The sequence below is a fragment of the Brevibacterium sp. RIT 803 genome (genome assembly GCF_016892625.1).
In the GTDB taxonomy this organism is placed as follows: Bacteria; Actinomycetota; Actinomycetes; order Actinomycetales; family Brevibacteriaceae; genus Brevibacterium.
This window is the reverse complement of the sequence record NZ_JAFEMW010000003.1, coordinates 512463-524891: the sequence shown is the minus strand read 5'-3', so window position 1 is coordinate 524891 and position 12429 is coordinate 512463. Positions and strand designations below refer to the sequence as shown.

At 62.3% G+C, this 12429-nt stretch carries 9 protein-coding genes; 6 read left to right on the top strand and 3 right to left on the bottom strand.

Features of this window, described 5'->3' with window-relative positions; translation table 11 throughout:
• Positions 1-16 precede the first annotated feature (16 nt).
• On the top strand, positions 17-640 hold the full coding sequence (locus JTF07_RS20370) for a response regulator (protein WP_252199772.1): 624 nt from the start codon (positions 17-19) through the stop codon (positions 638-640).
• Positions 641-795: 155 nt separating this feature from the next.
• Here the strand turns inward: JTF07_RS20370 and JTF07_RS12715 are convergent, their stop codons facing one another.
• Both JTF07_RS12715 and JTF07_RS12710 read right to left on the bottom strand, forming a co-directional pair.
• Entirely contained in the window at positions 796-2772 is a 1977-nt protein-coding gene (locus tag JTF07_RS12715) for a hydantoinase B/oxoprolinase family protein (protein WP_204234619.1), read from the bottom strand.
• A 10-nt stretch (positions 2773-2782) separates the two neighbouring features.
• Positions 2783-4870: a hydantoinase/oxoprolinase family protein gene (locus JTF07_RS12710; RefSeq protein WP_204234618.1), complete on the bottom strand. Its 2088-nt coding sequence runs from the start codon at positions 4868-4870 to the stop codon at positions 2783-2785.
• A gap of 162 nt (positions 4871-5032) precedes the next feature.
• Here JTF07_RS12710 and JTF07_RS12705 point away from each other — a divergent pair, with 162 nt between their 5' ends.
• From JTF07_RS12705 to JTF07_RS12695, 3 genes are all read left to right on the top strand, one after another.
• Entirely contained in the window at positions 5033-6172 is a 1140-nt protein-coding gene (locus JTF07_RS12705; protein WP_204234617.1) for a PucR family transcriptional regulator, read from the top strand.
• 358 nt (positions 6173-6530) lie between these two features.
• Positions 6531-8837 (top strand): MMPL family transporter, encoded by a 2307-nt coding sequence (locus tag JTF07_RS12700; RefSeq protein WP_204234616.1) that lies wholly within the window; start codon positions 6531-6533, stop codon positions 8835-8837.
• Positions 8838-8905: 68 nt separating this feature from the next.
• Entirely contained in the window at positions 8906-9298 is a 393-nt protein-coding gene (locus JTF07_RS12695; RefSeq protein ID WP_204234615.1) for a GNAT family N-acetyltransferase, read from the top strand.
• Between the two features lie 68 nt (positions 9299-9366).
• Here JTF07_RS12695 and JTF07_RS12690 read toward each other — a convergent pair whose 3' ends face one another.
• Positions 9367-10671 (bottom strand): glutaminase, encoded by a 1305-nt coding sequence (locus JTF07_RS12690; RefSeq protein ID WP_353843957.1) that lies wholly within the window; start codon positions 10669-10671, stop codon positions 9367-9369.
• 185 nt (positions 10672-10856) lie between these two features.
• Between JTF07_RS12690 and JTF07_RS12685 the strand changes: the two genes are divergently transcribed.
• Positions 10857-11309, top strand: coding sequence for a MarR family winged helix-turn-helix transcriptional regulator (locus tag JTF07_RS12685; protein ID WP_204234614.1), 453 nt, complete (start codon positions 10857-10859; stop codon positions 11307-11309).
• Between the two features lie 36 nt (positions 11310-11345).
• On the top strand, positions 11346-12404 hold the full coding sequence (locus tag JTF07_RS12680; RefSeq protein ID WP_204234613.1) for a pirin family protein: 1059 nt from the start codon (positions 11346-11348) through the stop codon (positions 12402-12404).
• Positions 12405-12429 lie beyond the last annotated feature (25 nt).

Below are 12429 nucleotides of genomic sequence, written 5' to 3'. Positions count from 1 at the left end.
GAACGGACAGCCAGGAATGACGAGCATTGCGGTGCTGATTGTCGAAGACCACCCCATCGTCAGCCTTGGTCTGACTACCGTTGTTTCGGCTCAAGAAGATATGAGTGTTGCCGGACAGGCCGCCCGGACTGAAGAAGTCTTCGAGCAGTTGTCGACGCTAGCGGTCGATCTCGTGATTATTCCCCTTCGCTTCGAAGGAGAGAACAAGGGGCTCGAGATCTGCCGTGAGATCAAGGCGATGCCACGGGCGACGAAGGTGCTGATGTACACCTCGTTCACGTCTCCGAGCGACGCGACTCTCGCATTTCTATCCGGTGCCGACAGCTTTCTTACGAAGAATCAATCCCAAGCAAGCCTGCTGGAGACCATCAGGTCGACAGCGGTAGGCAAAAAGGTGTGGATCACTGGACTGGATTCTGATACCACAGCGCGTGACCTCGATGACCGGATCAATTCTTCATTGCTCACCAAACGTGAATCGGAAGTTGTTGGTTTCGTGCTGCAGCGATTCAGCAATGCCGAGATAGCTCGCGAACTCTATATCAGTGTCACTACTGTGAAGTCTCACGTATCCAATGCGTTTCAGAAGTTGGGTCTGCGCAATAGGCGTGAGCTCTTTGCACATGAGGATGACTCGTAGCGGGATTCCTTCACAGATTGTTGGCGGAAGGGTTCTCCCGAAATCGACCAAGGTACGCAGAGCGCATCCCGCGACACTTCGCAGTGCCGCGGGATGCTTGTCTGACGTTCAGGCGACCTTGAAGTACAACCCTAGTGAACTCGACCCGGAGTGGCTCACTTCCAGTGTGCTGCCGAACGTTTCCGCATACTGTCACGGAACTGGCCGGTCGACTTCTCCAGCAGTTCGCCAGTTCCCCAGTCGAGGACGACTCCGAACTTCCGGACGACGTCGTGGACAGTGATGTCTCCGGCGCAGTAACGGCGGGCCACCTCGGCGGGATCTGCAGCCAGCCACGACGCGCGCTCGGATCGGATCTGTGCACGCATCTTCGTCGTCGCGACCTCGTCGACTTCGTATTCATCGAGTTCAGCATCGATCTCGGTGATCACGACACCGTAGTCCTTGGCAGCTCGGTCGACGGAGACGTAGCCATCGATGACGTCTTCGAGCACCTCGGCGGTGGTGCGTTCAAGTGGATCCCCGAAGCCACCGCCACCGGCGCTCGGCCTCTCGAACGTGTCGCCAGGACTGATGGAGACGTTCGAGAACGTTGCGCCCAGGTATTTCGAATCGTCCGAAGAGGGATTGAGCCACACACCGTGCGGGATCGATGGGAGCCCGCCGTTGATGCCCCAAGTGGTGGAGCGACCGCGGTCGCAGCAGTAACTCATCACAGCACCGGCAGCATCGGTGAGGATCCCGCCCTTATTGACGCCGCAGCCTCCGCGAAACCTTCCAGGCCCACCTGAGTCCATGTTGATCGAATGCTGTGTGGTGATGACGGGAGTCAGACGTTCCTGCCCTTCGACCGGTTGCACCGCAAGCCCGGTACCAAACACCGGCGAGGTCGCCGATGAGCCGTCCTTCGTGGACCGTCCTCCCCAGCCGCCTGCCATCCAGTCGTACCACATGAAATACGGCTTCGACTTTGTTCGCCCATCATGGCCTCCCACCAGGAGATATTCGAGGTTGAAGGCACAAGCCATGGCCCGTTCAGGCATGATGTGGGACCACAGTTCGAAGATAGCGTTCATCACCTTCTCGTAGGGGCCCGAACAGAATCCGGTCACCGCGTGCGGCCAACCAGCGTTGACGACAGTGCCCTCCTCGCCGATTTCTGCCGTGACGGCCTCGTAGAACCCGGAATTGAGTGGGACGTCGGGGAAGAAGGTCTTCGTTCCGGCATAGATTGCCGAATAGGTGGTTCCGTATCCGGAATTGAGGAAGATTGAGACCGCCTCGGCGGCTCCGGTCAGGTCGTAGTGGATGCCCTCGCCATCAAGGGTGAGCTTGACGCGAATCGGTATGAGCCCCTCTCCCTTGGCAGGGTCGCCATCGAGGTAGTCGACCGTCTCCCATTCTCCGTGCGGAAGGTCGCCGAGGCTGGCGAGCACAGTCCGGCAGACGTAGTCCTGCGTTTCCTGCATCGCATCGAGAACTGTGTCCTTCGAGTACTTGTCCACAAGACGGAGCACTTCGCGTTCGCACACCGCAGTGGCCTCGGCCTGGGCGTTGAGATCGCCGAGTGCCTGATCAGGAGCCCGTGTGTTCGATACGAGCAGCTGAGCCACATCATGGAGGAATCGGCCCTTGTGCCACACTCGCAGGGGAGTGATTCGCAATCCCTCCCCGAAGTGTTCACTGGCAGAGACGTCGAAGGAGCCGGGCACAGACCCGCCGATGTCGGCCCAATGTCCCTTGTTCTGAGCGAACCCGATGATCTCGTCCTCGGCGAAGATGGGGCGGATGAAGCTGACATCGTTGAAGTGGGTGCCGCCTCGATAGGGGTCATTGATGAGGAAGACGTCGCCCGGGTGGATGTCGTCGCCGAATTCCTCCATCACTGCCTTGCACTGGAAGTGAAGGGTGCCGACGTGGACTGCGATGTCCGCGCTGCCCTGCATCACCGTGTTGCCGTACTTGTCACACAGGGCCGATGAGAAGTCACGCGAATAGATGACGAAGGAGTAGCAGGTGCGAAGAATCTGCTCGCTCATCAGGTCGACGCTGGTAGCGAAGGCGTTCTTGAGTACCTCGAAGGTGACCGGGTCGAGAGTGGTTGCGGTTTTCGCAGAAGCGATCGTGGTCATTGTTTTCTCCTCACTTCACTGACTGCGGTGAATCGGCCGCAGTCGCAGTTAGGGCGGGTTCGCCGGTAGCGGAGTCCACTGTGATGCGAATGTTGAACCATTCGTCGATCACAGCAGAGGAGTCCGGTGGGATGACTGTCGTCGAATCGATCTGATTGAGGATCGCCGGCCCGATGAATGCGGCGCCGGAAGGCAGATTCTCGCGCTGATAGACGGGAGTGGAATGCCACTTGCCCTCGAAGTACACCTCGCGAACCTCGAGAGGCTCACCTGGATCACCCGTGCCGATGGGCGATGGGCGGAAGCTCGGCTTGGGAGTCTTGCCCAACGCCTTGAGGTGGAGCTGGTAGATCTCGACGGGAGTCTCGTCCTGCCGGAACGCATACTGCTTCTCGTGCTCTTCATGGAATAGCTGCACAGCCTCCCGCAGAGCGTTGGGCCCATCACCCATCTTGACCTGCAAGGACCGCCATTGTCCCTGGTAGCGCATGGAGATGCCGCGCTCGAAGACACCGTCGGATTCGGCGACTTTCTCGTGCCGCAGCCGTTCCCGGCCCTCGAGCTCGAGTTCTTTGAAATGCTGTTCCACGGCCTCAGAATCTGCCGAATCGGCGGCTCCGGTGAACATCTGGGAGAGATCGTGCTGAATATCGACCAAGAGACATCCCAGCGCGGAGGTGACACCCGGATTCGGTGGCACGACGACCGTGGGAATGTTCAGCTCTTTCGCCACATCCACCCCGTGCAGTGCCCCGGCGCCCCCGAAGGCAATGAGGGCGAAGTCGCGAGGGTCAAGTCCGCGTCTGATGGAGACGAGCCGGACAGCGTCGGCCATATTGGCGTTGGCCACCTTGATGATCGAATCCGCCGCAGCATCGACTCCTAGATTGAGGGGGCTGGCGACTTTCGCCTCGATCGCATCTTTGGCGCAAGCTTTGTCCAGGGTCATTTCGCCATCGGCCAAGTCGGTGCCCAGCCGTCCCATCCACAGATTTGCGTCGGTGTTCGTCGGTTCGGCACCGCCCCGGCGATAGCAGGCCGGTCCGGGATCCGCTCCGGCAGATTGCGGCCCGTTGCGCAACGATCCTGCGATGTCGATGTGCGCCAGGGACCCACCGCCGGCCCCGATCGTGAGGACCTCGATGCTGGGGAAGACGATCGGGTGGCCGTACTCGACCTCCCAGTCGTTGGTCACTCGCAGCTCGCCATCGGCGACGAGTGAGATGTCGGTCGAGGTTCCGCCCATGTCGAGGCCGACGGCATTGGCGTAGCCGCACTGTTCGGCCACGTGCTGAGCGGCGATGGCTCCGGCGGCGATGCCAGAGGCAGCCAAGCGCACAGGGAAACGTTTGACCATCTCGGAGGTCATCGATCCGCCACCTGAGTGGAGGAGGAGCAGCTCTCCGGAATAGCCGTCCTCGGTGAGGTTGCGGTCGAGCTCTTCGACGTATCCGGAGACCAGGGGACCGAGCACTGCATTGGCGACGGTGGTGTTGAATCGGTTGTGCTCGAAGATCTCCGGCAGTATCTCCGCCGAGGTGGAGATACTCGCGCCTGGAAGCTCCTCGATGAGAATCTCCCTCATGCGGACCTCGTGCGCGGCGTTGGCGTAGGAGTTGATGAAGCAGATTGCCACGGTGTCGACCCCGCGCTTCTTCAGCAGGCGCCCGACCCGACGAGCCTCGTCCTCGTCGAGAGTGGTGACGACATTGCCCGAATAGTCGATGCGCTCGGTGACTTCGAAGCGGTCCCGACGCCGGATGTAGGGGCCGGACACATCGGAATAGGCATCCCACAGGTCATCTTTCGTGCCGTCGCGGATTTCAATGACATCGCGAAAGCCTGTGGTCGTCACCATCGCAGCTTTGGGGAATTTACGAGTGATGAGAGCGTTCGTGGCAACGGTGGTGCCATGAGAGAAGAGCTCGACGTCGCCGAGGTTGATGTTGGCTCTTCTGACTCCGTTGAGAACAGCTTGCATGGGGTTGTCTGGGGTGGACGGGACTTTCGTCACCCGCATGGACTGGGTGGATTCGTCGAATATGCAGATATCGGTGAAGGTGCCGCCAACGTCGACGGCGACTCGCAGATCGGCCACGGGATCTCCTTTGATTGTGATCTGAATAACATCATGGGCTGGGCGCAGACACCGGGTCAATGGAGGAATCGAAGGATAAATCCGCTGTTATTGTAGAAAACACAAAAGCGTTGCAACGGGGCTGGTGAGCTGACCGTAGGCGCCGAGAGGTCAGGAGAAGTGATGGAGAGATCACGGGAGTGGGTCTTCGGTGAGTTGTTGGCGTCACTTGGCACCGCGGACCCTCTGGAGTCGGTGCTCCGGCGAGCGGCGAGAATCTGCAGGGGTTCGGGCCTGGTCGTCAATGAACTCGGCGAAGTCATCCGGTCGGTTGGGTCGGCTCCCGCCCACCTCATCTCGGATTGGGTTCTCTCCGCGGATCTGGCCTATACCGCGCAGACTCAGATCGGCCGGTGGATTGTGCGTGCGCGTGCGGTACGGATCAGGCAGCGCGACCAAGTCATCGTCATTGCCATTCACGAGGAGGTCGAGGCTGGTGGGGCTGTCCGTGAGTCGGGCCGCGCCGGCAGTGGCGCTGCAGCCGACGTGGGACTCGTCTTCGACACGATGACGAAGATCCTGCAGGCATTCGAAGGCTTCGAATCATTCTCGATCAGCACGCGCCGAGAGGAATCAGCACGACTGATGCGCGACCTTGAGGCGGGGGTGTCACCCGGTAATGAACCCGCACGGTGGAGGTCCTTGGAGAAGTTCGGATTCGTCCCCTATCAGCCCGTGCGCATCGTGCGGGCAAGGGCGGACTCAGGAACGTCGAGCACTGATCAGCAATCTCCGACCTTAACGCAAGGGATCGTCGCCAGTGACACCGGATACACCGCCTCTGCGGTCGAACACACCGCACTATGTGCCGAGGATTTCGCTGTCGAGGACTACTTCGCCGCGGGAATCATCGGAACTGGGGTCTCCGAACCGTTCACTGCACTCAGCCAAGTCCCAGAGATGTTGAGATCGGCAGATGTGGCGCTTGGGGCCGCCGGTCCTGGGGAGTTCGTCTATGTCGACTCCATGCGCCCGGTGGCCTGGGCGGCGGCGCGGATGAGTTCGCGTTTCGATCAGCTCATCGTCCAGCGCTACCTCGACAGGATCTCCCGGAATCCTGATTCCTGGTTGACCCTGACCACATACATCGACTGCGGTGCGAACGTCGCCGAGGCGGCTCGTCGGCTGCAGGTCCACGAGAACACCGTCCGGTATCGGTTAACTCAGATCGAAAGCATTCTCGGATCTCGACTCGGGGACCCGAGAGTCATGGCCGATGTCGTCATCGCGCTGGAGTGTCGGCGGCTGGGTGCGGGGGATTGAGCGGTCATCGGTGCGGGCATTGGGCCAGGACCCTCTTCAGTGTGCGATCGGATAGGTTCGGCAACTACTCCTTCTGCGATGAGCCCGACGGAATGCACCTCGTTGATTACTAGTGAACTTTGCCATCCACCAGACAATTAGTCAGTTGTGGCGCCCAACCTTGGATGACCTCATCATCGATATCGTTCCCACGACAACGCCGGCTCTCGATGCCGCGGTTCACGATTTCCGCGATCTGGAAGACGGAGGTGGACGGTCTTATCGAGAATAACTGGATCCGTCAGATCCTCAAGAACTTCGTGCAGGCCCACGGGCTGTGAACGTCGAGGTGAAGCGTCTACTGGCGTAGTCTGAGACTATGCCCCGTCACCTGCTTACCAGCACCCCTCCGGAGCCGACCCCAGGCTCGATCCAGTCCCCAGCCGGCACAGCCCCAAGTGCAGGCAAAACCCACACCCGACCAACCGCCCGCCGCTCACTTATCGCACTCTTCGCCGTCCTCCTCGTTGCATGGGTGGCCATCGCAGGAGTCGGCGGGCCCTACTTCGGCAAGATCTCCGAGGTGGCCACGAACGATCGCTCTTCGTTCCTGCCCGAATCGGCTGAGTCGACGAAGGCCCAGGCTCTCATCGATGAGTTCAGCGACCTGGACTATGTTCCGGCCATCGTCGTGCTCGAGAACAAGGACGGCGTCAGCGACAGCGACCGTCGCGATCTCGAGGACCTGACCGCGACGCTCGAGGACAAGGAGCTGCTCGCAGCCGATGCCTCACCGATCATCCCCTCCGAGGACGGTGATGCCCTTGAGCTCATCCTTCCGGTCTCCACGGACACCACGGCCGACGACGTCGAGCAGATCCGCTCGACCATCGCTGGGACCTTCCCGATCGCAGCTGCAGCAGCTGGCGTCAACGGTGAGACCAACGAGGCCACCACCTCGGCGGATGTCTACGTCACCGGACCCGGAGGTTTCTCCGCCGATCTCTCTGAGGCGTTCGCCGGCATCGACGGCATCCTTCTGCTCGTCGCGCTGATCGCGGTCTTCGTCATCCTCATCATCGTTTACCGCTCACCGCTGCTTCCGGTCATCGTGCTCTTCACCTCGGTGGCAGCACTCTCGGCCTCGATCTTCGTCATCTGGCACCTCGCCGATGCCGGGATCCTCCTCATCAACGGTCAGGTTCAGGGCATTCTCTTCATCCTCGTCGTCGGCGCGACCACGGACTACTCCCTCCTCGTCGTCGCCCGGTTCCGCGATGCGCTGCTGACCGAACGCGACCGCGTGAGAGCCGGACTCAAGGCGATCAAAGGCGTCCTCGAGCCGATCGCGGCATCGGGTGGCACAGTCATCGCCGGACTCCTCGTCCTCCTGCTCACCGACCTGGCCTCGACCCGAGCTCTGGGCCCCGTGGCGGCGATCGGCATCCTCGTGGCGATGTGTGCGGCACTCACATTCCTGCCTGCCGCCCTCATCGTCATCGGCCGCGCCGTCTTCTGGCCGTTCCTCCCGAAGGTCCGCACGGAGAGGACCGCTGCACCGAAGAAGGGCGTGTGGAACCGCATCGCCGAGGTGGTCGCCCGGCGTCCGCGCGCAATCTGGATCGGTCTCGTCATCCTCCTCGCACTGCCGCTGCTGGCCTTCCCGCAGTTCAAGGCCTCCGGTGTGGCGCAGAGTGACTTCGTTCTGGGCGAGTCCGAAGCTCGCGACGGCCAGGACGTCCTGGCCGAGCATTTCCCCGGTGGCTCAGGTTCGCCGACACAGATCGTCGTGGCGGAGGACCAGCTCAAGGATGCGGCGAAAGCCGTCAGCAGCCTCGGCGGGGTTGAGTCGATGACTGTCGTCGCCAACGACTCCCCGAGTGGGACCGTTGCCATCGACGACGAGGGCACTCTCCAGGCACCGCGCCGCGAGGGCGGACCCGAGGGTGCGGGTGCGCCGCCGGCATCCCCACCGGCACCCACTGAGGTCGACGGTCAGGTTCTTCTCGAGGTCACCCTGTCTGATGCTGCCGATTCCCTCGCGGCCGAGGACACCGTCACCTCGATCCGTGACGCCGTCCATGATGTCGACGCCCAGGCGCTTGTCGGCGGGGAGACGGCGGTCGACCTCGACACGAACACCACTGCCGAGGCGGACCGGGCCCTGGCGATCCCGCTGATCCTTCTCGTCATCACCGTCATCCTCATCCTGCTGCTGAGGTCGCTGCTGGCCCCTCTGCTGCTCGTGGCGCTGACCGTACTGTCCTTCGGCACGGCGCTCGGGGTCTCCGCTCTGGTGTTCAACCACATCATCGGCTTCTCCGGGGCTGACCCATCGGTGCCCTTGTACGCGTTCGTGTTCCTTGTGGCGCTGGGCATCGACTACAACATCTTCCTCATGTCCCGCGTGCGCGAGGAATCCTTGCGTGTGGGCACTCGCGAGGGCGTGCTGTCCGGGCTCGTGGCCACCGGCGGGGTCATCACCTCGGCGGGGATCGTCCTTGCCGCGACGTTCGCCGCACTCGTGGTCATCCCGGTGATGTTCCTGTTCCAGCTGGCTTTCATCGTCACCTTCGGCGTCCTCCTCGACGCCATCCTCGTGCGCTCTCTCGTCGTCCCGGCCCTTGTCCACGATATCGGTCGAAACGTATGGTGGCCGTGGCGCAAGCGGATTCCCGTCGACTGAGCGCAGGGATGGGCAAAGCCGTCGTGAAAGCGCACAATGGAAGTGATTCCGATCGAGGAGGCTGGAGCATGTCTGAAACTGTGCAGGATGCCACCGGTGCCAGGGTGAGCGTTGAGCTCGACGAAGAAGCCTCGGCGTTTGTGGTCACGGTCGATACCGGAGCAGTGGCTGGAAGAGCCCACTATCTCACCGGTCCCGGGCCAGGTGCCGAAGCCGGTTCTGGACCCGAGTGGATCATGTATCACACGGAAGTCGGCGAAGAGTTCGCAGGACGGGGCCTGGCGAAGATCCTCGTCTCCCACGCGCTCAAGGACAGCAGCGACAGAGGAATCAGGGTAGTGCCGGTCTGCCCGCTGTTCGCCAAGCGACTGAAAGAGCACGGCAACGACTTCCTCGCCATCGGCGGCCGATTCCGCTGGGCCACCGAGGCCGACGTGGAGTTCGTGAAGCACCACGTCTGAAGCGCCGTCGACAGGCCGTGTCGGTCCAGAGGTGCGGGTCTGTCAGTGCATCCCACACCGAGGCGGTCTCACTCGGTTGCGTCGAACGGTCGCGTTCCGTCGCCTAAGTCGGGTTCCGGCAGCTTCCTGCCCGGGTCGATGAGGCCGACACTGTGCCCATCGAGTACGAGACGGCGCATGCCTTCGAGCGTCATGCGCCGGCCGACATCGGTGAAGTCGTCGACGCGACTGGTATCGAAGACGACGGTCGCGGTCGACGGTTGGTGAGAATCGAGGCTGTCGAGGAGTCCCTCGGCGCCGACGAAATTGACGACGCCCTGCAGCTTGACGATCGTCAGGTCGCCGTCATCGTGAACCCCTCGCAGTGCGCGAGAGCCGAACGCCTCCGCTTCCATGAGATGCAGCCCCATATCCGCTGATAAGCGGCGGAACACCTTCACACCCCGGACGCTGTTGCCGTGATCGTCGAGACGAGGTGAGAAGGACCCGATCCCGACCTGCCCCGGCAGCGCGCCGAGGAGACCGCCGGCGACGCCGCTCTTGGCCGGAATGCCGACATCGTTGAACCACGACCCTGCCGCGTCGTACATGCCGGCCGCAGCCATGACGGACAACGTGCGCCGAGACGCATGGCGATCGATGACTCGCTGCCCGGACACGGGGTGGACTCCTCCGGCGGCGAGTGTTGCCGCCATCATCGCGATATCGCGCACAGTCACAGTGATCGAACACTGGGCCGTGTACCCTGCCACAACGTCATGCGGGTCATCGTCGATGATCCCGTAGCTGCGCAGCATATGAGCGATCGACAGGTTCCGGTCAGCCGTGGCCAATTCGGATTCGCGAATGGACTCGTCGATCGACAGCCGGCGTCCCGCCAGCTGCGAGAAGAAGCCGAGGGCGCGCTCCACCCTCTCCTCGATGGATGCTCCGGGTCCCACGAGGAGGCTGTGAGCCGTGATCGCACCGGCATTGATCATCGGATTGCGGGGGCGGTGGGACCCCGTCTCAAGGGACAGTTCGTTGAATGCCTCTCCGGAAGGATCGACCCCGACGTGATCGGCGACGATGTCCTCTCCGCGATCGGCCAGGGCCGCCGCGTAGGCGAAGGGCTTCGACATGGATTGGATGGAGAACTCGACATCGCAGTCGCCGGCGGTATAGGAGCGGCCGTCGACTGTTGTGATCGCGACTGCGAACAGCTCAGCATCGGCGGTCTTGAGGCCAGGAATGTAGTCCGCGACGGCACCGCCGTCCTCAGAGCGAAGACTCTCGAGAATCTCGGTCAGATAGTCAGGGATCGGTGTTCGCATGGGCGTGCCCTTCTCGAAGAGTGCGATCGTCAAGCGGTCAGCGCCGACAACCCTGGACATGTCCATCCAACTATGAAATTGTTGTCAATGCAACAAGTTGCGCGTGTGCACCAGGCCGAATCACGAGTTCGACCCCGATCCATGAGGAGTTGCCGACATGACCGACGTTCGTTTCACGACTCAGCCCGAACCGGTCCGCGATCCAGCCGTTGACCGCGACAAGGCCGGGAAATAGGAAGCGACCCATGGAACTGGCCGGCTGTGGGCCCATCACCGTGTGGCGACGGATGCTTGAGAAGCACGCAGACCTCGTCGACACTCTGGAAGCCAAGCTCCGCGCCGATCACGGCCTCACGGCCACCGAGTTCGACGTCCTCATCAATATCCCGTCGACGACCACCATCCGCCACCGCGAGCTTCTGCACCAGATTGTGCTCAGCCGCAGTGCGCTCTCACGACTGCTGGGTCGCTTGGAGACACGTGGACTCGTCACCCAGACCTCCGATTCGACCGACCAACGCGGAGTCTGCGTGGAACTGACACCCGATGGACTGCGATTGAAACGCGAATCTGCACGCACCAACGCAGACATCGTCCGCACCGCCTTCGCCGGATTGACGGAAGAGAATCTCAGCGTCCTCCTCGATCTGGTCGATCAGATCCAACCGAGTCCAGCAGAACCGAACGAACCACGATGACCGCCGAGGTGGGTCGGCAGTGAGAAGGAGACACGAATGAGCAACGTCGAAGCCCAACCGGACCAAGTGGTCTGCCGGGCCGGTGGCCTGCCCGGACCGCAATGCGATGAGCGGGGCCGCTCGCCGGTCGAGATCATCCCATCTCGAGACGTGCCCCTCGGCGGGCCCCGGGCGATGACCGTGCGCCGGACCCTGCCACAGAGGCAGCGTTCGCTCATCGGCCCGTGGTGCTTCGTCGACCACTACGGTCCCAATGATGTTTCAGGCTCAGCGGGTATGGACGTCGCGCCGCACCCGCATACCGGTCTGCAGACCGTGAGTTGGCTCTTCGAAGGAGCGGTCCAGCACATCGATTCCGGCGGACATGCCGGCCTGGTGTTACCGGGCGAGGTCAATCTCATGACCGCCGGCCGCGGCATCTGCCACTCCGAGGTGTCGACGGAAGACACGTCGAATCTCCACGGGGTCCAACTGTGGTTGGCCCTGCCTGATCACACTCGCCACCAGGAAGCACGCGAGTTCGAGCACTTCGCACCCGAGGTCACGAGCTTCGACGGAGGCGAGTTCCTCGTCTTCCTCGGCCAGCTGTGGGGTTCGGCCTCACCCGTGAGCACCCATTCGCCCCTCCTCGGTGCGGAGATCCGCCTGGATCCCGGCGCGAGCATCGACCTCCCCGTCGATGAGACCTTCGAACACGGCGTCCTCGTCGACGCCGGCGACATCACCCTCGAGAACGTTCCGCTGCCGGTCAACTCCATCGGATACACCGGCGTGGGCCTGAAGGAGATGCGCATCAGCAACCGCGCAGACACCACGGCACGGATCGTCCTCCTCGGCGGTGAGCCCTTTCCCGAGCAGATCGTCATGTGGTGGAACTTCGTGGGCCGCACCCACGAGGAGATCAGCCGGTTCCGGCAGGAATGGCAGGACGAGGGTGATCGGTTCGGCGAGGTCGAGGGCTACGTCGGCCAGGGCGGGCCAGGATCCAACGCCGAGGGCCTCGGACGCCTCCCCGCGCCGAGGCTGCCCGACGTGACCATCAAAGCACGCAGAAATCCGCCGCCGCAGGTTCAGGGCGGGCCCAAGAGCAGCTGAGCCGACCTCAGCGATGATGAGACCA